This window comes from Lunatimonas salinarum (genome assembly GCF_017811155.1).
In the GTDB taxonomy this organism is placed as follows: Bacteria; Bacteroidota; Bacteroidia; order Cytophagales; family Cyclobacteriaceae; genus Lunatimonas; species Lunatimonas salinarum.
The window spans coordinates 316,044-339,053 of record NZ_JACVCV010000002.1; the positions used below are offsets into that span (position 1 = coordinate 316,044).

At 42.9% G+C, this 23,010-nt stretch carries 23 protein-coding genes and 1 CRISPR repeat array (1 of these 24 cut by a window edge); of the genes, 4 read left to right on the top strand and 19 right to left on the bottom strand.

Annotated elements, in window-relative coordinates; genetic code table 11:
• Window positions 1–3,270: direct repeats of the CRISPR family, unit length 30 nt; unit sequence ATTTCAATTCCAATATGGTGCGATTAAGGG; it begins 6,058 nt to the left of the window's first position.
• Between the two features lie 236 nt (window positions 3,271–3,506).
• From cas2 to cas6 (IAQ59_RS03295), 13 genes are all read right to left on the bottom strand, one after another.
• Window positions 3,507–3,770, bottom strand: coding sequence for a CRISPR-associated endonuclease Cas2 (cas2, locus tag IAQ59_RS03235; protein ID WP_209329333.1), 264 nt, complete (start codon window positions 3,768–3,770; stop codon window positions 3,507–3,509).
• 106 nt (window positions 3,771–3,876) lie between these two features.
• A complete protein-coding gene (gene cas1b, locus IAQ59_RS03240; RefSeq protein ID WP_209329334.1) occupies window positions 3,877–4,881 on the bottom strand; it encodes a type I-B CRISPR-associated endonuclease Cas1b in 1,005 nt (334 codons plus the stop codon).
• Window positions 4,878–5,243, bottom strand: coding sequence for a type II toxin-antitoxin system VapC family toxin (locus IAQ59_RS03245; RefSeq protein WP_280866699.1), 366 nt, complete (start codon window positions 5,241–5,243; stop codon window positions 4,878–4,880). The genes cas1b and IAQ59_RS03245 overlap by 4 nt, the downstream gene beginning before the upstream one ends.
• Entirely contained in the window at window positions 5,243–5,479 is a 237-nt protein-coding gene (locus tag IAQ59_RS03250; RefSeq protein WP_209329336.1) for a hypothetical protein, read from the bottom strand. The genes IAQ59_RS03245 and IAQ59_RS03250 overlap by 1 nt, the downstream gene beginning before the upstream one ends.
• A 40-nt stretch (window positions 5,480–5,519) precedes the next feature.
• Window positions 5,520–6,026: a CRISPR-associated protein Cas4 gene (gene cas4, locus IAQ59_RS03255; protein ID WP_209329337.1), complete on the bottom strand. Its 507-nt coding sequence runs from the start codon at window positions 6,024–6,026 to the stop codon at window positions 5,520–5,522.
• A 3-nt stretch (window positions 6,027–6,029) separates the two neighbouring features.
• Window positions 6,030–7,235: an ATP-binding protein gene (locus IAQ59_RS03260; protein ID WP_209329338.1), complete on the bottom strand. Its 1,206-nt coding sequence runs from the start codon at window positions 7,233–7,235 to the stop codon at window positions 6,030–6,032.
• Window positions 7,236–7,287: 52 nt separating this feature from the next.
• Window positions 7,288–7,455 (bottom strand): Dna2/Cas4 domain-containing protein, encoded by a 168-nt coding sequence (locus tag IAQ59_RS03265; RefSeq protein ID WP_209329339.1) that lies wholly within the window; start codon window positions 7,453–7,455, stop codon window positions 7,288–7,290.
• Window positions 7,456–7,504: 49 nt separating this feature from the next.
• The gene (locus IAQ59_RS03270; protein ID WP_209329340.1) at window positions 7,505–8,908 is read right to left on the bottom strand and encodes a hypothetical protein; all 1,404 of its coding nucleotides are present in this window, start codon (window positions 8,906–8,908) and stop codon (window positions 7,505–7,507) included.
• A gap of 61 nt (window positions 8,909–8,969) precedes the next feature.
• Window positions 8,970–10,043 carry a CRISPR-associated protein Cas7 gene (locus IAQ59_RS03275; protein ID WP_209329341.1) on the bottom strand — a complete coding sequence of 358 codons (1,074 nt, stop codon included), beginning with the start codon at window positions 10,041–10,043 and terminating at the stop codon, window positions 8,970–8,972.
• Window positions 10,044–10,061: 18 nt separating this feature from the next.
• Window positions 10,062–11,378, bottom strand: coding sequence for a hypothetical protein (locus IAQ59_RS03280; protein WP_209329342.1), 1,317 nt, complete (start codon window positions 11,376–11,378; stop codon window positions 10,062–10,064).
• On the bottom strand, window positions 11,375–13,522 hold the full coding sequence (gene cas3 / locus IAQ59_RS03285; protein WP_209329343.1) for a CRISPR-associated helicase Cas3': 2,148 nt from the start codon (window positions 13,520–13,522) through the stop codon (window positions 11,375–11,377). The genes IAQ59_RS03280 and cas3 overlap by 4 nt, the downstream gene beginning before the upstream one ends.
• Window positions 13,522–14,106 (bottom strand): hypothetical protein, encoded by a 585-nt coding sequence (locus IAQ59_RS03290; protein WP_209329344.1) that lies wholly within the window; start codon window positions 14,104–14,106, stop codon window positions 13,522–13,524. The genes cas3 and IAQ59_RS03290 overlap by 1 nt, the downstream gene beginning before the upstream one ends.
• Window positions 14,107–14,112: 6 nt before the next feature.
• Window positions 14,113–14,769, bottom strand: coding sequence for a CRISPR-associated endoribonuclease Cas6 (gene cas6, locus IAQ59_RS03295; RefSeq protein WP_209329345.1), 657 nt, complete (start codon window positions 14,767–14,769; stop codon window positions 14,113–14,115).
• A gap of 166 nt (window positions 14,770–14,935) precedes the next feature.
• Between cas6 (IAQ59_RS03295) and IAQ59_RS03300 the strand changes: the two genes are divergently transcribed.
• Together IAQ59_RS03300 and IAQ59_RS03305 are read left to right on the top strand one after the other, a co-directional pair.
• Window positions 14,936–15,217, top strand: a complete 282-nt coding sequence (locus tag IAQ59_RS03300; RefSeq protein ID WP_209329346.1) for a hypothetical protein — start codon at window positions 14,936–14,938, stop codon at window positions 15,215–15,217.
• A 51-nt stretch (window positions 15,218–15,268) separates the two neighbouring features.
• Window positions 15,269–15,433, top strand: coding sequence for a hypothetical protein (locus tag IAQ59_RS03305; protein ID WP_209329347.1), 165 nt, complete (start codon window positions 15,269–15,271; stop codon window positions 15,431–15,433).
• 7 nt (window positions 15,434–15,440) lie between these two features.
• Here IAQ59_RS03305 and cas6 (IAQ59_RS03310) read toward each other — a convergent pair whose 3' ends face one another.
• The 4 genes from cas6 (IAQ59_RS03310) to IAQ59_RS03325 all read right to left on the bottom strand — a co-directional run bounded on the left by cas6 (IAQ59_RS03310) (window position 15,441) and on the right by IAQ59_RS03325 (window position 18,507).
• Complete coding sequence (gene cas6 / locus IAQ59_RS03310; protein ID WP_342450678.1) at window positions 15,441–16,238, bottom strand: CRISPR-associated endoribonuclease Cas6; 798 nt, start codon at window positions 16,236–16,238, stop codon at window positions 15,441–15,443.
• Window positions 16,239–16,639: 401 nt separating this feature from the next.
• The gene (locus tag IAQ59_RS03315) at window positions 16,640–17,275 is read right to left on the bottom strand and encodes a hypothetical protein (RefSeq protein WP_209329349.1); all 636 of its coding nucleotides are present in this window, start codon (window positions 17,273–17,275) and stop codon (window positions 16,640–16,642) included.
• Between the two features lie 180 nt (window positions 17,276–17,455).
• The gene (locus tag IAQ59_RS03320; RefSeq protein ID WP_209329350.1) at window positions 17,456–17,605 is read right to left on the bottom strand and encodes a DUF2256 domain-containing protein; all 150 of its coding nucleotides are present in this window, start codon (window positions 17,603–17,605) and stop codon (window positions 17,456–17,458) included.
• Between the two features lie 80 nt (window positions 17,606–17,685).
• The gene (locus IAQ59_RS03325) at window positions 17,686–18,507 is read right to left on the bottom strand and encodes a ZIP family metal transporter (RefSeq protein ID WP_209329351.1); all 822 of its coding nucleotides are present in this window, start codon (window positions 18,505–18,507) and stop codon (window positions 17,686–17,688) included.
• A 67-nt stretch (window positions 18,508–18,574) separates the two neighbouring features.
• Here IAQ59_RS03325 and IAQ59_RS03330 point away from each other — a divergent pair, with 67 nt between their 5' ends.
• Entirely contained in the window at window positions 18,575–18,952 is a 378-nt protein-coding gene (locus IAQ59_RS03330) for a hypothetical protein (protein ID WP_209329352.1), read from the top strand.
• A gap of 313 nt (window positions 18,953–19,265) precedes the next feature.
• Here IAQ59_RS03330 and IAQ59_RS03335 read toward each other — a convergent pair whose 3' ends face one another.
• Window positions 19,266–20,567: an efflux RND transporter periplasmic adaptor subunit gene (locus IAQ59_RS03335; RefSeq protein ID WP_209329353.1), complete on the bottom strand. Its 1,302-nt coding sequence runs from the start codon at window positions 20,565–20,567 to the stop codon at window positions 19,266–19,268.
• 8 nt (window positions 20,568–20,575) lie between these two features.
• Window positions 20,576–21,922: a TolC family protein gene (locus IAQ59_RS03340; protein WP_209329354.1), complete on the bottom strand. Its 1,347-nt coding sequence runs from the start codon at window positions 21,920–21,922 to the stop codon at window positions 20,576–20,578.
• Window positions 21,923–22,124: 202 nt separating this feature from the next.
• Here IAQ59_RS03340 and IAQ59_RS03345 point away from each other — a divergent pair, with 202 nt between their 5' ends.
• On the top strand, window positions 22,125–22,940 hold the full coding sequence (locus IAQ59_RS03345) for an aminotransferase class IV (protein WP_209329355.1): 816 nt from the start codon (window positions 22,125–22,127) through the stop codon (window positions 22,938–22,940).
• Window positions 22,941–23,010 lie beyond the last annotated feature (70 nt).

The following is a 23,010-nucleotide window of genomic DNA, read 5'->3' on the forward strand; positions in this document are numbered from 1 at the left end:
ATTTCAATTCCAATATGGTGCGATTAAGGGATATCATCACCGTTCCCGTTCCTAGCGGATCCACGCATTTCAATTCCAATATGGTGCGATTAAGGGTAGAAAGCAAAAAGAGCTACGCAATGAAATAACATTATTTCAATTCCAATATGGTGCGATTAAGGGTCCAAGCTACTACGCCTATTCGGACGCACTGCAAATTTCAATTCCAATATGGTGCGATTAAGGGAATATGGATCTTATGGAATACACCGGGCAGCAAAGCCATTTCAATTCCAATATGGTGCGATTAAGGGTGGCGACCCTCTGCAAAACAGCCACTTTCAAATCCAATTTCAATTCCAATATGGTGCGATTAAGGGTCTGAAAGGTAGCCGCCTCCGCAGCTCGCTCATATATTTCAATTCCAATATGGTGCGATTAAGGGATCGGATTCCTCCGAGCCAACCGAAACCGGAAGCTCGATTTCAATTCCAATATGGTGCGATTAAGGGAAAGGTTGACAGCTCCAGGTGTCAACCTTGACAGCTATTTCAATTCCAATATGGTGCGATTAAGGGTTTTTTGATTGCTTTCATCTTGCTTATCTGTTTGATATTTCAATTCCAATATGGTGCGATTAAGGGTGAGCAATCAGAGCGTTTTATCAATGTATTGGCGGCATTTCAATTCCAATATGGTGCGATTAAGGGTGCAGTAAGGACTCGTATGAGTTTTTGCTCAAGGTAATTTCAATTCCAATATGGTGCGATTAAGGGCGACGACAGCAGCGAGGAGCCCTTTGCCATCCACAATTTCAATTCCAATATGGTGCGATTAAGGGCTTCGAGACCAAATCGGCGTGGATACGCCCAGACCATTTCAATTCCAATATGGTGCGATTAAGGGCAAGACAAAAGGAAAAGATTGAAAGTGATGAAATTTATTTCAATTCCAATATGGTGCGATTAAGGGCAGGGGCCAGCACGCTGAATGTGCCGGTGGCCTTTTTATTTCAATTCCAATATGGTGCGATTAAGGGACGACATCCCCGAGGAAAATATCCCGGAAAAATTCATATTTCAATTCCAATATGGTGCGATTAAGGGCATAAACCTTGCCGGATATGCCACCGTGGTGGAACATTTCAATTCCAATATGGTGCGATTAAGGGAAACTTTATAAAAAACTTGCCGTTTCTTCTTACAATATTTCAATTCCAATATGGTGCGATTAAGGGTTTCCCCCCAGCTGGGAGTTTGTGAAAAATTATTTTATTTCAATTCCAATATGGTGCGATTAAGGGGTCGGAGGGCATCTGCGAGTCGGATGGTTTTGAGGTATTTCAATTCCAATATGGTGCGATTAAGGGAACGTACTGCTGATTACCACTCCATTCGCATTATAGGATTTCAATTCCAATATGGTGCGATTAAGGGGAGTATCTGCTCAGAAGCTCGCTGAACGCCGATCAAATTTCAATTCCAATATGGTGCGATTAAGGGCCGAATTCAACTAGGAAGCTATTCTGAGTTCCATCATTTCAATTCCAATATGGTGCGATTAAGGGGCTGTGATACACCTTGCGCTCCATGGGGCGCGTGGTATTTCAATTCCAATATGGTGCGATTAAGGGGAATCTGATAACTCTTTTCTGATTGTACTTTTTAATATTTCAATTCCAATATGGTGCGATTAAGGGCCACGCTGTTGATGATGGCGTTAGTGGCTATCTGATATTTCAATTCCAATATGGTGCGATTAAGGGCTCGGTAGGGAACTTGATGCCCGCTATTTCGTCGTTATTTCAATTCCAATATGGTGCGATTAAGGGTTTGTTTTTTTGCTCCAGAATCACTTACTTAAGGCAATTTCAATTCCAATATGGTGCGATTAAGGGCGGTGAAGCGTAGCCCGGTGTCGGTGTGGAATAGGTATTTCAATTCCAATATGGTGCGATTAAGGGCATCGTAGCGGTTAGCCGAAGCATAGGCATAGGGCCATTTCAATTCCAATATGGTGCGATTAAGGGGAGCCACCGAGCTCGTAACCAACGCAGCGATAAAACGATTTCAATTCCAATATGGTGCGATTAAGGGCCCGCCACATGCGTAGGTCTATGGCTTCGCAGGTATATTTCAATTCCAATATGGTGCGATTAAGGGCGGTCATGCGCGAGCTTGGCAAGCTTACAGAGACTTTATTTCAATTCCAATATGGTGCGATTAAGGGCCGTAGAGCTGGAATTCAGCCCCACACCAGAGGCACATTTCAATTCCAATATGGTGCGATTAAGGGGCGATACCGTTGTATTGAGCTGCTCAGCCGATCCATATTTCAATTCCAATATGGTGCGATTAAGGGTTGTAGGCCGCTGAATCGGGTTGTATGCAAAATAGGAGATTTCAATTCCAATATGGTGCGATTAAGGGCGGTGATGGTCACGCCGTCGGGTGTGTAGGTGGCATATTTCAATTCCAATATGGTGCGATTAAGGGCAGAGCAGGCACTCATGTCCACGATCACGGATACACTTATTTCAATTCCAATATGGTGCGATTAAGGGTAGGAAAATTTGAGGCCAGTTTCCTTGCCGTGAAAGAATTTCAATTCCAATATGGTGCGATTAAGGGGGTGTGGGGCTGAATTCCAGCTCTACGGTACCTAACTATTTCAATTCCAATATGGTGCGATTAAGGGAATCCAGCGCATCCTTCGTGGCCGGCACCCGTACCTATTTCAATTCCAATATGGTGCGATTAAGGGAGGGAGGGAATGTGAGGGGGGGTGGGACGATTGGTAATTTCAATTCCAATATGGTGCGATTAAGGGTCTAGAACTTTTAACAAATGACAACACTGGAAAGACATTTCAATTCCAATATGGTGCGATTAAGGGGATTGGCCATAATAGATGATGTGTACCACATCGCTATTTCAATTCCAATATGGTGCGATTAAGGGTGAAATCGTTCAGGTAACGATTTATAACGGTTCAGGATTTCAATTCCAATATGGTGCGATTAAGGGTATTTATTTCTGTTTTTGTCGTTCTTACAGTGCTTTATTTCAATTCCAATATGGTGCGATTAAGGGCAGTGGCAACAAAGCCCGTGGTTGCGGCTAAACCAGATTTCAATTCCAATATGGTGCGATTAAGGGAAAATTTATCTGTTTCCTTATAGTTAGTTTGTTTTTATTTCAATTCCAATATGGTGCGATTAAGGGTTGGGTGCTATTGCGTTAATGGTTGCGGGTATAATTAATTTCAATTCCAATATGGTGCGATTAAGGGCCGTTGAGCCTGGTTCAAAAATAGGCCAAATTTTCCGTTTTTAAAGGGTAATGGATGCATTTTCTTCCCTATTCAGTCGTCGATGTGCAATAACCTGATTTCGCTGGGACTTCGACAACAGCCCTCAAAGCACCTTAGACACCATCTGACATCAAAATCAATTATTCACTTGCCGCCCTGACCGCTAGCCGGACAGAGACCGACAACTTAAACGCAGGTAAACAATCCCTAAAAAATTAAATAAATGTATCCAAATCGTTCTTCTCCTGGCCAATTACTTCCTTTTCAAGCCATTTTTCATTCCTACTCTTGAAAATGATCAAACTATCCTCTTCGGTATCCATTATTTTCTTCGCCTTTGCCAACAACTCTTTCAATTTCACCTCCGTAAGCTCCCCCTCAAATACAGAATTCTGAATCCAATTTAGGTACTGCCGACAGAGTTTGAGCATTTTGCCCACCCGCTTTTGATTGATGTCGTAAACTAAAATGATGTACATGGCAAGTCGTAATTTAGGGATGCATGGGGTTGGATGGTATGATAAAAACAAGGTAATAATTCAGTTCGCATGCTCCCTAAGAGCCTATATCTCCCTGTCACAATTACTACCACCACACTTTAAATGGTTTGTATTCCTCGATTCCTAACAAATGCTTACTCAATTTATAACACTCCAGCTTAACCAAATGCTTGTAACTGACGTGCTTCTTCAACGTACGGTGCTTAATGGTCTCGTTAAGCCGCTCCTCAAAGGCCCTTACAAAGGCCTTTTTTCCGGATTCTTTCAGCACTACTCGGTTTACGTGGATATCAAAATCCTTGGACTGTATCTCCCGCTTGTTCAATACCCGGAAGATCGTTCTATCCACCAAGATCGGCTTAAAAATTTCCGCCAAATCCAACGCCAACGAATAACGTCTAAACCCCGGTTCATGTAAAAAACTAATCATAGGATTCAACTGCGTGTGGTAAATCTGACCTAGGCACAAGGTATAACACATCATATTGCCGAAGGAGATCAATGCATTCACCTCGTTTAGCGGCGGTTGCTTACTCCTACCCTCCATGGCATGCTCCTTGATGATCATGTCAAACGCCTGATAATACGTCTGACGGATATTTCCCTCTACTCCCATCAAGGTCGCAATATCGGGAGCCAGCGGCACCTGTACGGAGCGATCACCGATCTTGTCGATAATTGGCTCCAGCTCCTTCCCCCGGTTTTGGTAGTAACGGAGATTTTTGACGATGTTGAATGCCGCACCCTCGACAAATTTCCGGGCAATGACAATCCGCTTAGACTTACTGGTATAATGCCTGGTTTGCTCAATCTGCATTTTTCCGGCAAGCAGGTACTCCTTGGCCATAAAGCTGCCGGTGTAATGTTCATAGTAGTCAAAAAAATGCACGCTGATACCGGCCTTTCCTAGAAAATTATAAAGTGCGCTGTTGGCATCGAGGCTGCCAAAGCAATACAGGTCAGATACTCCTTCTATGGGAATATACTTCGGCACACCTTCCCTGCCGTCTTCGTCCATCGGAGTAAATTTCAGTGTATTGTCCTTTCGGCTCATCCGGCCGGGATTAAACAGGTAGTAGGTTTTTTTCAAATCAATGGATTCGTATGATTTAAATTTTTGATCCAATCAAAATCCTTCGTATTGGCAGTAAGGAGTTCGGCTCTATATACCAGTGCGGTGGCCGCGATGATGGCATCGCCTAGGGTCATTTTTTTAGTTTGCCGCAGACTGATTGCTACCGTAGCAATTTCAGAAGTCAATGGCAAAATACCGATGCTTTCAAAAAGGGTATTGAAAGCTGCTTTTTCGGGACTCGTTAACTTATGATATCCCATAACCTCAATATGGCTTACAATAGAGCAGGCAGCCTCTTTATGTCGTAAAGAATCCCGCAGCGGTTGATGATCAGACATCAAGGCATAGATTAGTATGTTGCTATCCAACAACAGCATCAATCCCGTCCTATTAATCTATTGTCTTTTCGCACTTCCTTTTGCCATAAAAGGGGATCTTTAATGCTATGGATCGGAGTTGAAGCCGCTATCTGATCCATAATGTCGACCAAATTCTCTTTACTTTTATTTTCAGATTTTTCCAAATGATAAGTGGCCTGTTCACCCTTGATTAAATTCAGAATCTGATCGATGAGTGCGGGGTCCTCAGTAGAGATGGTTATCTTATGTTCCATATATTTATAGCTTACCTTACCCCCAATTTAACTTATTATTCTAACTTTCGGTTGCATAGCAAAAATCAAAATAGCTGCATTTTTTGCAGATAGGCTTTTTGATCAACTCCGGACAACTGGATTGGCTGATGATCTGTCTGACTTGGGCAATCCATTCTTCTACCACCCGCACATCTCCGATCTCCCATTCCACTATCTCCCGTTGGCGCATTTTAGGGTATTCTAGTAGGGCGGTCACTCCGTCAATACCATTTTTTTGCAATACGTACATGTAATACTTCACTTGGGCGATATGGGCGTGTTCTATCTTATCTGACTTCTTCACCTCGTGGATTACCTTGTTTTTGGCATCGTAGAAGTCAATCTTAACGCCATCAATGGCCAATTCCGTGTATTTCCGCGTCCTATCCAAAAAGGTAGTCTCCGAAATCAGCTTTCCTTCAGCCACGATGTCTGAGGTATGTTCCATCTGTATGCCATGGGCAAAGAGCCAGAGTTTTCGGTGGCAAGTATGGAAGTACGCAATATGTGTTCCTGTGAGATTCATGGTTCAATAGGTAAATCCAAATAGCCACAAGGGTATTTTGTTTTTGAAGCCGATTTCAATATTATCTGCTACTATGTAGGCATTTTGTTCTTGATCAATTTGCTTTTGGGATTTAGACCTTCCTCCGATTTCAAATAAATGCCTGCCTATCCTGAAATCTCCGACTGCCGAATATTCAACAGGACAATGTACGGATAACTGATTTATAAAAAAACTTTCCCGAATACTTCCCATATCCGCATCTTGATAGGAAAGGGCATAGGAAATATTGGGATGATATAAGTACAGTTTCTCCGGTTTTTGTAAAAGACCGATTCCTTTGGTATCTGCATACAGGCGCTTAACGATCCGCAGTTCCTCCAGATAGCGCATAAAATCAAGCAGGCTGTTGCGGGATACTCCCACACGTTCGCTCAGCTTGGTTATATTGGGTTTGAAGGGAACACTTTCTGCCAAAATGTACAGCAATTGCTTGAGTTTTTCTATGCTGGCATAGCTAAGGTTATAAGTTGGAGGAAGGTCTGTGCTCATGGCAATAAGGATGGTTTCCATCAACTTCTGCTGGTATACATTCTTATTTTCCAGAAAATAGGGATAATAACCATAAACAAGATACTCTTTAAAATAAGCCAGCGGTTTTATCTTACCGACGATGGACCTAGCAATTTCTACATGGCGGGTCAATAGGTCCTCCATAGTGATTTTTTCGAAGTTGTGAATTTCATTGAAGGCTAGAAACTCCCGAAAAGACAAGCCATGTAGTTCATAGACCACAGCCCTTCGGCTTAGGTCTCCTCGGGCTTTTTCGATGTGGATCAGAGACGATCCGGTGAAAACCACCTGTAACCCTGGAAAGTCATCGTAAATATTTTTGAGTTCGGAGGACCAATTGTCATACCGGTGCACTTCGTCAACTAGCAGGTGTTTTCCTCCTTCATTTACGAATTGTTCCGTCAGGTCATAAAGATTATTTTCGGTAAAGTATAAATCGTCCAAACTCACATACAAGGTCTTGCTGGTAGGCAGTTGTTTGACCAAAATATATTGAAAAAGCAGGGTTGTTTTTCCGGCACCCCTGGCACCTTTTATTCCGATGAATCGGTTGGACCAATCGATTTCATCCATCAATGACCGCACATTACCCGTTTGGATACGGCCTAGCTTTTGATAATACTTTTGAATCAGTTTTTCCATTATCGTATTCTTCACACAACAATAATAGTCATTTTTTGTTGTTTCGGAAAAACGTTTTTTAGTATATCTATGTAGGATCTCCAATGCGAATCCTATCCAAATAGGTTACCTTCGAAATCTCCTTTCCTTCTGATACTCTATAGGAAGTGTGCTCCATCTGTATGCCATGGGCAAAGAGCCAGCGTTTTCGGAGGCAGGTGTGAAGGTAGGCGATATGTGTTCCGGTGATTTTCATAAGTTTAGCAGCGAAAACCAATTTAGTAGAATGTATACTATTGAGGTGATCAAATAATACCAGCAATTCTAAACTCTCCCTTCAGTGCACTCAAGCGACCATTGGCATAGACTATTCTATTTATCAGTACTTGCGTCTGACTCTGAATAGCTGGTATTTCCTTTGCGACTTTTAGAATGGCAGCGATTCTTGCATAAAAATTTCTGCCACGTTCATTGAGAAGGAGTTCTTCAGTCTTCTTTGCAAGGATTACAATGCCTTGTTCCGGGTTATACTTCAAACAAGGTGTCATTGTTTCGATGATATTCCACCTGTTTGTATAGTGAAGTGCATGCTTATGTGCTTCATTAAATTTTCCTTCCATAAACATCGCTGTGATGTAGGCAGGGTGATCGGTTTGGAGTGTTTTCAAATACTTCATCCGATCTTCTTCTGTCATCAGTTCTTGGATGATTCTGTAATATTTTTCGGAGAATTTTCTTTTGTTCAGGTACTTCGTGACCTCTAGGTATAAATCTGGATCTTCTCTTGGGTTGAGAACATTAAAGTAAAGCTCAGCACATTCCTGATGAAATAATCCATTATCCCATAACTGCTTGGCAATTTCTCCGAATTTGTAGCTATCTGTAGATTTATAAAGATTCAAGAGTTCAATAGCTACATGGACATTCGATTGGTAATACTTCAAGGCTGATTTCTCAAAGCCTTCAATTCCTCCAGTCTTTCTATGAAGTTCTGTGTACAGCCATGGCAAGTTAGCTGCCTTGTGTTTCTCTTCTACTATATCAAGAAGGATATTCGCTTGCGAGCCAGAATGAATTATGCTGTATAAACATGTCTCAAAAAACAACAGAAAATGGGAATCTTCAGCGCCTAATTCAGTATGCTGATCAAACAGAACAGTTGCGATGGTGAAGAGTTGGTTTTCTGGAATTTGTATGGCCTTAAAGATTGGCAGACAGCTTTCTAAATGATATTCAAATGCATTTAGCATCGTCAGCAAAGGGTCTGAAACTTCATAATAATCCTCGTTAAGCTTAGCCTCCAGGCATGCTCTATAAATGCTGATCATGTAGAAGAAAGCCAAGTCGAAATGCTTGATCGTACAATACCTTTCTACTTCTGCTACATGAAGGCCGATGATCCTACTGATTTCATCTTCAGCCATTTTTTCCAGTGCTTGATATTCTGGAATATATCCATTGCGATCAGGTACATAGTCATCCCAATCCAGTTCATCAAATCGGATGGATTCAAGGTCAGCCTTGATCAGATCCTTACTGGCCAGTATAAAATCATCAGGGTCTGTCACCGTCAGAGTCAACTGTTTGCCCTTAGGCTCCAGATAGAAGTTAATAAATTGCTCCTGTAGCTGTTTGTCTTGTTCAAGGACTGTTTGGAGAAAGGAAAGTTTTAGCTGATCGGAAGATTGCTGATAGAATTGGTCAAACATGGGGTGAAGGATACAAAAACACCTTCCTCTAGAAACACTTAGAAGAAGGTGCTTTTAGAGATTAAGCGAATTGATTTTCGTAATCGAAGGCAGACATTTTTTCAATTAGCGCTTGTCCTGCACGGTCGAGCGCATCGGCTGTTTCTCCTTTAGTGTGTATAAAACCTCCCGCCTGAAGTGAAATAAATGTTTCAACCCCTTTTAGATTTTCATCTACAATCGGATCAGCTTTTCGCGAATCTTCTTCTGATAACTTGGCTCGAATGCTCCCCGCAATCAAATTGGCATTATCGCTTATGGAAACAGCCAAGGTATCCATCAAGCTAAAGGTTCTGGATTGGTTAGAAGTGATACGCCAGTTAATAATAGCATGTGCTAGACCTTTGATCCACTTTTCTCTTATTGATTTAGGGGCGATTAGACAGGGCCCAAACACATTTTTGGATTCAATCCAGCCTTCTTCCTTTAACTTGGCTATCGTAGCATCTGCCATCTCCGGCTCCAACTGATTGGTGCTTACAGAAAAAAGTCTCCTCAAATCTATCGCTATGTCAAATACGAAGAGGCCTGTTGCCCTTTCAGCAGGATTCAGCCATTTTCTCCCCAAGCTCCTATCTGTATTTCCTTCGGTTTTCAAAACCACATCGATTTCCTCGTTGGATAGGATATTTCCCTTGTCATCCCGAATGATCACTGCGTTATTTGGGCGCTCACTTCTGTCGAAGGAGCCCGCTTCTCCTCCATTGGAGTCTAATCCAGCTAATAATGGATGTAATGCCCTCATGGCAGAAATGGATAGAGGACTTCTTCTTTTTAGCGTTCTTTCCCCACCACCTTTTGAAGCTTTCATCCAGCCTCCAAACAATTGATCGGCATAAGTAGGGTCACACGTGCCATAGACCTCTCCTTCTTTGAGCTTTTTTTGTTTATCTACCTCGAATAGAAAGGTGGTCGGGGACGGGGTTTGCTCAATCGCTTCACAAAGCGAATCAATCAAGGAACGCTTTACCTGCTGTCCACTGGAAAAAGGGATTCTCTTGTTGAACTGAACATCGTAATAATACTTTTGGCCATTTGCCACGTTGAAAACGGTGTGTTCGGCCCTCTTTAAGGTTCTTATATAGATCGTATTCATTTTTTGGTTAGTTAGAATTTATGATTTCTTTTGTTGGTAAGCGTAATCAAATTTTAAAAGCGTTAAAAAGTAGCCAAATTCCTCGTTGGTCATCAGGTGTACTTCGTCTTTTAGCGTTTTTAGTGTTTCTAAATCTTCACCTTCCAGATCAGGGATCATAAGTGTCAATGACTCTATAAATCCCCTTTTGGATTTGGATGTAAACATTTCCTTTTCTACCAGTGTGACTCGTGACATGCCTTTTCCGGTATTTCTATAGCGCAAAATGACTTCAGCCAATTTTGGGGTATAGTCTGTGATTTCTTCTTTGTTTCGTGTTAACATAGCGACTAACCAGGTTTTGTATGCTTGATAATTTATTGTGTCTTCCTCCTTTTTGAAGGTTAAATTTTTGTCCTCAGTCATGTATTTTTTCAAACTGTCTGGACGTAAAGCCTGCAACCCAATACTTCCCAATTCGCAGGCACGCTTGATATGCATCCCAAAGAGGCTTTCAAATTCCTTCTTATTAATTTTAAAGTTCCCAAACAGTTTCTGATAAACTTCCTTGATATTTCCACCTGATTTAAGTTGAAATGGGATAAATCCTATCGTTTTATTAGTCTGCCCGAACCCATAGACATAGCCCATCATTTCATTATCTGGGAATTGGGTAGAAAGGCTAAAAAATAATTGACTCCAACTTACTGTGGCTACTTCCGCCAGGTTTGTATCCACTTTGAAAATTTTCTGATTGGAAAGTTCTGAAAAATCAAAGTCTTCTCGATACTCCTCAGGATTGAGAGAATAGGTCAACCACTGTCCATTCCAAGTATTAATTTGATTCCCACGAAGCTTTTCTATAGTAGGGTCGTTCAAATACTTTCGGTAAACCTTCCAACCTTCAAAGGTTTGTAAAGTTATTTCGGGATTGTCAAAAAGTATCGTAAAGCCTCCGGCCACCATAATTCCCAGACCACTGCCGATCCACGAAAGATAAACTTCATCTTCATCGACAGAAATGACCACGTCACTGACCAAGCCGGAAGTGCTGGCATACTCCTTCGATTCAGATGCAGGATATCCCAAAGCAAAACTAGCATCGGGAATTTCATTTTCTGCCTTTTCAAAAAGGTTTTCCAGTTTTTCCTTCCTTTCATCAGCCGAAAGTAAATGCGGTTTTTGCCCACTTTTCATTTGTACAAAAGGAGAATTGGTCACCCATTGCATATATTTAGAATGATTATAAAATAATTCCCAGTATTCTAGCTCAAAAAACTCTTTTGGAGAAAGTTCTTTGGCATACCTCTCATTATATGCTTTTAGAAATGTTTTGCCAATAACTGCTGTGATCATAGTATTTGGTTAGTTACATCAAAGTTGCTTTCTCTGATCTTTTTTACATCCAAGCCAATGTCAAAATCATACGCCTTGTCAGGAATGATAAAGGGCTTGTTGCCTTTTTGCGCTTGGTTCATTCCTTTCACCGCAAAATACCTTACAGGGATCTCCAGATCCATCCTCTTTTCAAAATCAGTATTTTCATACATCTCTAAATCCCCTTCACAAATACAGCACACACTGTCAATTTCTAACAATTCAAATAGAATCGATTTGCTCCTATGAGTAAGCCTGTCAATGGTTATTCTCCCATCAGATTTGAATACAGCATGTTCCTCTATGTCCATAAAATCAATTTCTGGAAAAACATAGTCAATTTTACCCTGCAAATCCCTTTCTTTTAAAATCTGACTGTCCTCCAAAACATCATATGATCTACGAAGCACTTCTACGTCATAAGGCAAGGCATCAATTTTATTTTCCGGAGGAACGATTATATAGATGGGTTTGGTTTTTCCTATCGTGTCCTTCGTTCTTATTCTATTTACCCTACCAAAACGCTGTATCAAGGCATCAATAGGAGCAGTCTCAGTGACCATAAGGTCAAAACTGATATCTAGACTGACCTCTACGATCTGGGTGGACACCACAATACAAGCTTCTGTTGAAGTATTGAATTCTCCATTTGGATTTCCGTTCTCATCCAAACCTAGAAGTTGTTTTTCCTTGTAATTTCTGTCCCCTCTTTTGAAACGACTGTGCAGTAATAGGATCGGAGTGTCAGGATATATTTCTTTCAAATGGCAATAGGCATCTTGCGCTTTGGCTACACGATTATATACTACCAGCACCTTTTTATTCTCATCAATCGCTTGATGGATGAATGGTAGACTCTCTTCCAATGAATTGATTTTGTATAAGGTATGCCTATCAAATTCATCCAGCTCTTCTTGGGTCAGTTTTTCTTCCAAAATATCCTCTCCCAATTCCTCAACAATTTTCTGATATAGCTTTGTTGGCATGGTGGCTGTCCCTATATGAATGGCGCAATTCATTTGCTTAAGTATCTGAACCAATTTCAATACGATTGCCTGGGATACCCCAGTGTAAGTATGGATTTCATCCAAAATGAAGTCGCATCCTTTCAAATCGAGAAGCATGGCTTCATAACCTTTCATTCCAAAGGCTATAGCTGCTAACTGATGGGGAGTTAGAATTTTAATCGCTGAACCAAAAAGTGGCTGTAAAACACTTTCCTCTTCTTTGCCATTTTGTCGGACGACCATGGATGCAGAATGAAGCACCCTAATGTCCAATTCGGGATTGTTTGGCTTTAAGTCTGTGGAAACCCTCTTATACATGGCATTTATAGATGCCTGAAACGGGAGTGTATAAAAAACCCGTCTTTTAGTTCTTTTGAAGAGATAGTCTGTTTTGCCGGCCCCTGTACTGGCCACAACCAAGGTATGTTTCTTTGGTGAAGCTGTTTCTTTGTAAGAAAGCGGATAAAGTGGATGGGAACGGCTATAAAATGAAAAATTTGGAGTCTTAAAAGCCTTGCTAAGCTTTTCCTCTGTATCATTGATCAAAGCAGAAGCAAAGTGATCTGCTCCCATTAGCAAGCCTCTCCACTCTGCATACCCTCTAATTTTTGTTTGTTTTTTGCAATATGATATAGCGTAGGAAAGGTTTTGACGGGCCTCCTTTTCACCAAACGGAGTACACTGTATTCCAATATCTTCAATCAGTTTAAAAGCATCAGGAGACCATTGGTCCCATTGGCCAACATGAAAGTCAATAAAGTCATATCCGTTTTCCAAATCCAACAATCCTTTATCTCCAGCATCGTTTTTGGCTGACTTGTGATGTGCAATGACCATATCCAATAATGCTGAATATGCTGATTCAGGAAATACAGATAAGAAAAGAAGAGAACTTATTTCATGTCTGAATACTTTACTGTTTCGTCCATTTCCTTTAATTCTTCTTTGAAATTCAGGGTGGGCTTTTCCAATATCATGTAAAATCGCTCCACTGAATGCAACCAATTCATCCATTTGCAGATAGTTGGCAAAAGCCTTTGCTGCATAAGACACGTGTAAAAGATGATCTTTTAAGGAAGTGTTCTCAGGGGCGGATTTGGCAAGAAGATTTTCCATCAGAAGTTAGTTACAGGTTGACCTACTACTCTGATCCATCCATACATAGGTTCATTGTTAAGCCTGTGATACCCGACTAAAAATGATTTGTCATTTTTCTCAAAAACCAACTCGAAACCTGGAAACAAATCTTCATCTCCTTCAAATGCTTCTCTGCTAGTTTCAATGACAGCATCTGGGTACATAATATCTTCATTTCTACAAAGGCAAACATGTTGACTTGCTGCTCTAGATGCATATTCCTTAGATGTAAAAGCCAGTAGCAGAGTTGGGTTTTGTAAAACACCACGTATCAAGATTGCCTTAGGTCTGTCAAATAAAAACTCTCTACCTTTTCTCGTTGAATTCCAACCTCGGGTTTGAATTACTTCCTGTTGTCCACTGACCTGATCATAAGCTAATCTATGACCGACTATTTTATGAATTCCTTCATTTCCCAGCAATTCTGGAAACAACTTCTTCTCAATACCTTCCACAATTGACGGAGTCAAAAACTGCTGACTAAACGTTTCACTGTCTCTAACTGCCGTCCAAGGCTTAATAAAACCAAATGGTCCGGAATATTTTACTACATAGTATGTCATACCTACTTATCTTAAAGAGCCAAATCCAATTCCAGTACTATTCCCTATGCCCACATTCCAAGCAAACTTGAGTTGTTCTTCACTTCCCTCAATAATCACAGGACACATACTAGCTCTACATTTAATGCCGTTGTAATTGATCATTTTCGTACTAGGTTTTTGAAAGGTAGGGTCGAAATAAACCTTTACACCTTTTGACTCAAGACCTGCTTTCTTGAGTTTCGCTTCGAGGGTTTGAGTCATGTAAAGGCCTGAGTCAGCATCGGAAAATGTATAATGATGGACTCTTTCTTCTAATTTCCTTTTGATAAAAATAGGGCTGTTCAAGAAAAATCGTTGGATGGGCTCAACTGTTGGATCAGTTATTATGGATACTTCTTTGACCCTCATTCCAAAATTCAATTCAGGATCATTCTGAATTCCTTTGATAAGTGTTTTAATCAAAGCTGTATCATAAGAACTGATTTGCCAATAGGCACCATTTTTAAAATCAAAACCATTTTTATCAATTCTGCCACCCATTAGCCAGGATAAAGAGTAAAGAGACATTTCATCATGAACGTGATTTTCTCCAAGCCATTTATGAAATGCACCCACAAGGTTTTTTTGATAATCAAATGGAACTGATTCAGTGTTTTGCCTAAATTTTATCTGTATTCGCATACTTTTCCAATTAGAACTGTAATTTAAATTTTCTATTTTTAAATTTGAAATGAAATCAATTGGAATTTAAAAATTAGTACTGTAATTTAATGTCAATCGAACCTCTTCGATTTCCCGGAGGAATTGGTATTCCTCCGGTTTTTTGATATAATTTAATTTAATAGGTATGAAAACCGAATACGACCACTCGCACCTTAGCCTAACAGCACTCCATAAAGAGGGTATTCGCTCTCCAAAAGAGCTTGAGGAAGTAATAGAATGGAAATACTCGCACTGTGAAGAAGATTTGGAAATCTTGGAATTTCCGGTGTTCAGAATTACTGGCTTAACTGATAAATGCAAAGGCATCAGAGTGATTCCAACTTTTAACGAGGTAGGCAAATACATAACGCTGGATGCAAGAATTGCCAGCCGGGATTTGATTTTTACGTTGTTCTCGGCAAAGTGATTTTTTAAAACACCTTTAGAACTATTGACCTCATTTTTTGTATATTTGAACATGGCAAAAATTAAACATCTACAGTTAACATCTAATTTTTCAAATCCATTCCTTGGCCCTGAAAGGGAAAAGCTATGGACAAAATTGGATGAAAATGCCAGGCCAATCTCTCGAGAAGAACTTATCAAAAAGGCTAAAGACCTTAAAAAGAAAAAGGGTTCCTGATATCCCATCATACATCACCTCCTTTCACCTCCACACAACCAAATCCCTGGCTTCCTAGGTGTCCAAAGCCTGCGTAGTATCCAATCTCGTGGAGCTCTGTTGGCAGACATAGGGAAAACCTAAAGGTATAGCCTATCAATTTCGTTTCTCTTGCCGTCTGCTGTTTGATCGTGACGCCGTTTTTATAGACCTTACCAAGTATCCTATAGTCGAAGTTGGGCAGGCAGGAATTCAACGAATCGCCTTCAGCTGACGCGAGTGCTAAAGCCTGTTGCTTTGCTGTCAGGTTACGCACCAGCAATATCCAAAAATCCCGCTCCCCCGGATGCAGGTAATCCTCTCCCCCTTCCGGGCGTTTGCGCCGGATAAATATTGGCGAAAGACACCTATAGGTCATCCATTCCGAAAACAAAACAGGTTGCTGCCCAGCAACCTGCGTAACCGTATACGCTACACTCCCGCTCCGGTCTCCAATTTCCAATCCCTGATCCAAAAACAACCCCCGGATAAAACCCTCTGCTGCACGATCTATTAAAAAGGAAATCTCAAACCAGGCCTTTCTGCCCTCATGTACCATCCTATCCGACCCTTTTATCACTTGACATTGGTCGAACTTCAAGCGTGAAAAGACAAACAGCCTGTATTTTTTTCCAAAAGCGGCATACCCTGCCCCATGAAGAAATTCGCTGAAATCACTGTCAGCACTATCTATCATGCGATAAATTACGGAGGAAAGCTCATACTGATAGTTCACTGGCAATACCGAACTTGGCCCAGTACGTTCTAATGATATCAAAAACCTCATAGCGTAGTAGATGCGTAATAATTCAATTAACCATTGCTGGTTTTGCTAAAATTAGCGTCCTATTTTCGGAAGAATTCAAAAGACCGACGAAATCAAACGATATTCCGAAAGACTCTCAAAGGCAGTTGTTTAAACTAGCCGATTTGAACCCATAAGATCGACAAAAATTCGATTATAAAAAATACCATGATCGGGGTATTTTTTGGGATTTATCAAAAAAACAACACGATTTTCCCATAAATCCAGAAATAAATGTATCTGTACAATCCATGCCCGACCTCGATCAGCTGACTCTTGGCATGCAACGAACCTGGAATTTGGAACATACACACTAGCTTGGCCCAAGAAGCGGCGGCCCTATTCAAACCCCATGCCGCAAAAAACAGCCAACCACTTGACCATTACCCATCCATGAGACCGGCATTTCGCAGTTCGCTTCGAAATGCCCGTAACCGGCTGTATTTCCGATCTAGCCTAACGATAAGGGCTGCCGCATCCTCTCGAATCTCAGGCGTGTCCGAGGCAAAAAGAAGCACCCACGCAACACGCTGGTAAAAATCCCGACCACGCTCTTCCTCTAGCAGTTCTTCAATCTTCGCTTCCAACATCAGCAGGGCCTTATGGGGTTGGTAAATCAGGCAAGGCTCTAGGATGTCCCGCAGGTTCCACCGGTTGCAATGAACATCTGCAAAACGGAGCGCCTCGGGATATCGCTTCTCCAGAAAAAGCCCATTTCTCCAAAGCTCCCCGGCTATGCGTGCAAACTCGGCCTTGTTAGAAACCTCGTAATAGGTAAGTAGGGAACTGGCAACCGATCGGTTCTTTTTATAATATCGACGTGCCGACCTTTCCCAGGCTTGGTTTCCGCCGACCTTTCGTTGTAGTTCTGTGTAGAGCCAAGGGAGGTGATCCGCCGCATTACGGGATTCGACCACGTCCAAAACGATGGCAGCCTTCGTACCGGTATGGATGATGGCCTCTAGGAGCGGCTCAAAAAAAAACCAAAAAGTCGGTATGTTGTCGATGATACCGCACAAAATAATCTAAAACAGCGGTGGACACGGTAAAAAGCTGATCGGACGACAGCTGAATGGACTTGAACAAAGGCGTGCAATGCTGCAGGTTGTCAATCAACAAATCGAGCAGAAATCTCCCAAAAGCTGCACTACCCCAAAGGGATAATTCCCATGGACAGTGCCAGTGCGGTGCCTATACTATCAATCCTTGCCTTTGGCACGGGCACTGCTACAGCGCTTGGAGCAGTATTTTACTTCCTCCCAATTCCGTTCCCACTTCTTCCGCCAACTAAAGGGACGCTGACAAACGGGACAGACCTTGGAAGGGAGGTGTTGCTTTTTTGCCTTCATTCGTGCATTCCCTCATTGAACCTTTTCAGGTAAACCCATTTGGCAAAAAAGAGTTAAAAAAAATCAAGAGAGATACGCTATCAAGGACGTTGCACAAAACCAAAGGGGGCGGTATGGAAATGATGGGTTTTAGGTGCCTGATGGTGCACGTGGGGCTGTATCTTTTGGATGCCAAACACCATCGCCAGCCCCAGGCAGAGTACCGCCACGTAGGAAACCCGTACCCGTGCCAATCGACTCTTTCGAAAAAGCTCGGGCAAAAGCCGGCCCAGAGCCACATAGAGAAATCCCCCAGCCGTAAATGCCAATAGGAGTGCCGGAGAAATCAGCAGCCAGTGTTGCATGCCAAATGACACGAGTACACCAAGTACCGCTGTAAGAGACACCAGCATATTTAGGCGAACAACCTTCTTGGGCGTAAAGCCACTGTATACCAGGGTACCTGACTCACCCAATTCCTGTGGAAGCTCGTGAAGCAAGACGGCCAGCGTAGTTGCCATGCCCAATTCCACGTGAATCAAGTAACTGGTACCAATTACCAGGCCGTCGATGAAATTATGAAAGCCATCACCGACCAGTGTCAGGTACCCTAGCGACCCGTGAGGGTTACCCACCTCACGATGCCGGCGGTGAAATAGGCCATCCAACATCCAAAACACCAAAGCCCCTCCCAAAAAACCCAACACAACAGGGTAGGGCTCCAGGGATTCGTGGCTTGCCTCCGGAAGCAAGTGAAAAAAGACGTTGCCTAGAAGCATGCCGGCCGTCAACGCCAATAGCCAGGGTAAGGCCTGGTTAACAAACGTCCTGTTCACTAGCTGATAAACCAGTCCCACCAACGAAACCAACCCCACCGCCAGGGCACTAAGCAGCGCAGCGCCAAACGCAATTCCTCCTATCATCCTGCAAATATACATGCAACATTATTGCATAAAAAGAACAAATGGCTTAATTTGCAAAGAAAAAAACATGAAATCATCACCTATCCTCATTTGGTTACTGTATCTATTGGTAGGCTGCAACGATACTACACAGGAAAAACAGCTTCAAGAAGCGTATTCGTTTCATGAAAAATCCCTGGCCATTCGGGAAAAACTTGAAAACCTTCTAAAGTCAGCGGAGCACCTCGCTCCCACCCAGTATGATGAGCTGAGAGCTTTTCTAGAGGAATGGGACAATAGCTTTGTGGAGGTTCCCGGGTTTGAACACACCCACGACCACGATCACCAAGGGCACGACCACCACCATGCGCATAAGGCACCCGAGCTCACCCCCCAGCAACATCTCCAACTGCAGCAGCACCTATACGGAGAACTGATGGAGGCCTATAAATCCGTAAAAAAATGATGTATACACACCTAATAATTTTTCGTAGTTCTAAACCAAAAAATAAGTCGTCAAAAATATTTTCTGCATTTTTACCATTTTTAAAATAATATTGCTTCTTATTTTAATTCCTAAAAATTCATTAAAAAAATTTCCCCCATGTGGTAGAATTTTATTAGTTTAGTGAGATTTTAGAAGTGAGAGTTTTGCCTCGTAATGCATTTCTTGAAGCAATAATAGCTGAAGTCAGTTAAAGATAAACCCCAAAAAAGGAACCCTCTTGGGTTCCTTTTGTTTTTTTTCAGCTCAGCTTGAATTCGAGACCAAGCGTCGGTTAGTTGGAATCCTTTTTCGGTGCGACTTTTACCGGTTTTTGGTCTTCGAGCTGCTTGCTCACCACAAAATACGGCCCTGTGATAATTTCCTGTCCTTCCTGTAGGCCTTCGAGTATTTCTATGTTGTCAAAGTCTGATATGCCGGTTTTCACCTGCACCATCTTGGCTAGGTTTCCTTCTTTCACAAAAACCAGCTCCTTCAACTTAGCGGCCCCGTTGGTAGACTCCTCCGTTTGATCCTCCCGGGTAGTAACCGAGGCCAAGGGTACAGCCAACACATTTTCCTTCCGATTGGTCAATATCTCTACCGATGCCGTCATTCCTGGACGGAAGGGATAAGGGTTACTCTCGGTTATCAGATCCTCGTAGGAATCGTTTAAGATACGGATCCGCACTTCAAACTCCGTTACTGCATCTGCACTTGCCTTTTCATTGGCCGAATTGGCGATGGCTGTAACCTTGCCGGCAAAGCGTTTGCCACTAAAGGCATAGGAGTCTACATCGATGATGACGTCATCGTCCATGGAGATGCGCACGATGTCGTTTTCGTTGACATTGACTCGAACCTCCATGCGGGAAAGATCGGCGATACGTAGCATTTCGGTACCGGCCATCTGCGCGGTACCCACCACACGCTCGCCCTTTTCTACCAGTAATTTGGAAACGATTCCATTGGTGGGGGAATACACATTCGTCAGTCGAAGATTTTCAGCGGCCTCGTCTACCGTGGCCTGAGCACTCTTCACCACAAATTCTGCCGCCAATACCGTCTGTTCGGCGGCATCCAAGTCATTTTTTGCCGAGAGGTAGTTAGAATTGATCTGTTCGAAATCTGCATCAGAGATCACCTTATCCCGGTACAGACTCAAGTTCCGATCATATTCCAACTGTGCCCGGGTAAAGACGGCTTCTGAACGCTTTAATGCCGCCTTGGACTGCGCCAAATTGGCCATCTGTTGATTTAGCGTAGCTCTGGCCCTGTCAAGTGCAGAAATAAAATTGTCGGGACGAATCTTAACCAGTAAGTCATTGACTTTTACCGAGTCTCCCTCCATGACATTGAGTTCGATGATCTCCCCTGCCACATCGGGGCTTAATTTCACCTCGGTTTCCGGCTGCACTACCCCGGAGGAACTCACCTTCTCCGTGATATCCTTGAAGCCTACCTTGGCCACCTCCACATCAATTTCCTTGGGGCCACCGATCCACCCTTGAGACTTTCCGATGAGAATTCCTACTATAAGCACTGCAATCACTCCCAAGAGGATGAATAGCACTTTATTTGATTTCTTTTTTGCCATGAGACAGTTTAATTTAACGAAAGCGGTCTTCCCAAATAGAAGTCCAGCACTTTAACTCTAAAAACGTATTCATACTTGGAAGTAATCAGGTCGGCCTGCGCATTAAAAAGGTTATTTTGCGCCACCTGATAATCCACCGCATTGATTCCCCCTACCTCAAAGCGTTGCGTGGCCATTCGAAACGACTCCTCCAGAGCCTCCACACGCTTGGTGGAACTCTCAAAAGACTGCCTGGCCGCATAAGCTGACGTGTAGGCTGTTTCGATGTCCTGACGCAGTTGATTTTTGACCTCCACTTCCTGAATTTCACTCAAACGCTTCTGAATACGTGCCCGCTGCAGGCCTGCACGGTTTCGAAATTGCGAAAAGATGGGAATGTTCAATGCCATGTTCATGGATTGGGAGAGGTTATTCTCAAACTGCCGAAGCAAGGGGTCGGCGGTACCAAAGGTAGTTTGATCCACGTAGTTGGAAAATACGTTTGCATTTAGCCCCAGCGTGGGCATAAATGCACCTTTTGCCAAGCGTATTCCAATTTCGGCACTGTTTACTTCCAGCTCTGACGCCTTGACCTGAGGAAGGATACCCACCGCTGTACCATAGATTTCGGCCACACCGGCACCCACCATCTCCAATCCCGCGATATCCAGCTCGGGTACTTCGATGTCAAACTCATCGGTAAAGGGAATTAATAGCTGTTGGGACAGATTCAGCCTGGCGATGCGGTGGTTATTGCCGGCATTGATCAGTTCGAGTTCGGTTGTTGCCTTTTGTGCTTCCAGATCCAACAGGTCAGCAATCGGCAACGCCCCGGCAGTAACCAGTCGGCTCGTACGCTCCACCTGCTCGGACACAGTACGCAATTGGGATTGGGCGATATTCACCTGCTCCTTGGCAAAGGCCACATTTACAAACAGGTTTATCACATTCAGCTGAATGTCATTTTCTGCTGTAGCCACATTTAGGCGGCCGATCTCCACCTGCGTCTTGGCTTGTTCGATCCGGTTTACGATCTGACGCCCCGCGTAAAGGGGTACATTTCCACTAGCGGAGATGTTGACATTGCCGATGCGGCGGGTTTCGAATAAATTCGTAACGGGGTTGATAGACCTTCCCCAACGAAATCCGGAAGATAAGGAGGAAGAAAAGGAAGGAATCATCTGTCCCTGCGCTTCCAGCATCGCCGCTTCTGAATTGGATAAGTTCAACCTGCTGCGCTGGAGCGTCAAGTTATTTTCGAGCGCTATTTCGATGCATTGCTGCAAAGTCAGCGGACCTACCGGGTCTCCTGTCTGAGCAGCAGAACTGAACATCCAAATCAAGCAAGAAAAAGTCAGTAAAAAATTTTTTTGCATAAATCCAAAGCTTAAGGTAACTGGTTTACTGCTAACGGTTGAGCCGTTAATCACAACTTCCATGCTAGCACACTAAATTCTTGTGTAACTTTACAAAATAAACAATAAATGGGCGTTATGACCAATTAAAACCGCTCTTTATTTAGAAAATACAACTTGCATTTCGAAGTGGGCATTCATTTGAACGAAAACGAACACCAAAGTGAGCGGATTTGATACACTCTATTTAGAAAAAGATGGTTCCGCCGGCTGGCTTGAAGACAAACGGCCTAACCGGGCAGCTTTCTTCGGGGACGGCATCTTTGAAACCATGGTATTCATAAACGGCAAAATACGTTTTGGCAAGCAGCATTTTGCGCGTTTGAGTGAGGGGCTGCGGGTATTGCAGTTGCCGATAAACGAACTGAACCATTGGTCAGATCTAGAGCTTTTCCTCCAACGCAAACTGGGCTCTGCGGGCTATTGGAGAGTCCGCTGGAATATCTATCGCGACGGACTGGGGAAATATACACCTGATATCTCCGGCATCAGGGAATCGATCTATATACAGCCATTTAGCCCTGCTCCGCACATCAAACGAGAGGCTGCTATCTGCCGGACCTTAAGACTCAACCCAAACCCTTGGGCCAACTGCAAAACGCTAAACGCCCTGCCTTACGTAATGGCAAACATCGAACGCACCAATCTAGGCCTGGATGAAATCCTACTGTTGGATGCTGAAGGATACCTCTCCGAGGCAGGCGCAGCGAACCTCTTTTGGGTAACACAAAGCACTTACTACACCCCTTCGCTAACCCATAATTGCATAGCAGGCGTGGGGAGGCGGGCGCTGATTGACCACTTAACTGAACAAAACATGTCGATCCAAGAGGGATCCTTTCGCCCTGAGGCACTGAGGGAAGCTGAACAGGTATTTACTACGAACGTTACCGGGATCTCATATATTGAGCGGTTTGGGGATCGTCTATTTGACACCTCTCCTATCGCATCCATCGAACCCATTTTCTCCCTTCCATGACCAATCAATCGGGAGGACTTTTGAATACAACTGTTTTTGAACATAGAACAATTCATTCGCCCTTTTACTT

Excerpts from the sequence above, each read along its gene's own strand:
- cas2 (WP_209329333.1), bottom strand. The coding sequence starts at position 3,770 with ATGTACATCATTTTAGTTTACGACATCAATCAAAAGCGGGTGGGCAAA.
- IAQ59_RS03245 (WP_280866699.1), bottom strand. The coding sequence starts at position 5,243 with ATGCTGTTGTTGGATAGCAACATACTAATCTATGCCTTGATGTCTGAT.
- IAQ59_RS03250 (WP_209329336.1), bottom strand. The coding sequence starts at position 5,479 with ATGGAACATAAGATAACCATCTCTACTGAGGACCCCGCACTCATCGAT.
- cas4 (WP_209329337.1), bottom strand. The coding sequence starts at position 6,026 with ATGAATCTCACAGGAACACATATTGCGTACTTCCATACTTGCCACCGA.
- IAQ59_RS03265 (WP_209329339.1), bottom strand. The coding sequence starts at position 7,455 with ATGAAAATCACCGGAACACATATCGCCTACCTTCACACCTGCCTCCGA.
- IAQ59_RS03270 (WP_209329340.1), bottom strand. The coding sequence starts at position 8,908 with ATGTTTGACCAATTCTATCAGCAATCTTCCGATCAGCTAAAACTTTCC.
- IAQ59_RS03275 (WP_209329341.1), bottom strand. The coding sequence starts at position 10,043 with ATGAATACGATCTATATAAGAACCTTAAAGAGGGCCGAACACACCGTT.
- IAQ59_RS03280 (WP_209329342.1), bottom strand. The coding sequence starts at position 11,378 with ATGATCACAGCAGTTATTGGCAAAACATTTCTAAAAGCATATAATGAG.
- cas3 (WP_209329343.1), bottom strand. The coding sequence starts at position 13,522 with ATGGAAAATCTTCTTGCCAAATCCGCCCCTGAGAACACTTCCTTAAAA.
- IAQ59_RS03290 (WP_209329344.1), bottom strand. The coding sequence starts at position 14,106 with ATGACATACTATGTAGTAAAATATTCCGGACCATTTGGTTTTATTAAG.
- cas6 (WP_209329345.1), bottom strand. The coding sequence starts at position 14,769 with ATGCGAATACAGATAAAATTTAGGCAAAACACTGAATCAGTTCCATTT.
- IAQ59_RS03300 (WP_209329346.1), top strand. The coding sequence starts at position 14,936 with ATGAAAACCGAATACGACCACTCGCACCTTAGCCTAACAGCACTCCAT.
- IAQ59_RS03305 (WP_209329347.1), top strand. The coding sequence starts at position 15,269 with ATGGCAAAAATTAAACATCTACAGTTAACATCTAATTTTTCAAATCCA.
- cas6 (WP_342450678.1), bottom strand. The coding sequence starts at position 16,238 with ATGAGGTTTTTGATATCATTAGAACGTACTGGGCCAAGTTCGGTATTG.
- IAQ59_RS03320 (WP_209329350.1), bottom strand. The coding sequence starts at position 17,605 with ATGAAGGCAAAAAAGCAACACCTCCCTTCCAAGGTCTGTCCCGTTTGT.
- IAQ59_RS03325 (WP_209329351.1), bottom strand. The coding sequence starts at position 18,507 with ATGATAGGAGGAATTGCGTTTGGCGCTGCGCTGCTTAGTGCCCTGGCG.
- IAQ59_RS03330 (WP_209329352.1), top strand. The coding sequence starts at position 18,575 with ATGAAATCATCACCTATCCTCATTTGGTTACTGTATCTATTGGTAGGC.
- IAQ59_RS03335 (WP_209329353.1), bottom strand. The coding sequence starts at position 20,567 with ATGGCAAAAAAGAAATCAAATAAAGTGCTATTCATCCTCTTGGGAGTG.
- IAQ59_RS03340 (WP_209329354.1), bottom strand. The coding sequence starts at position 21,922 with ATGCAAAAAAATTTTTTACTGACTTTTTCTTGCTTGATTTGGATGTTC.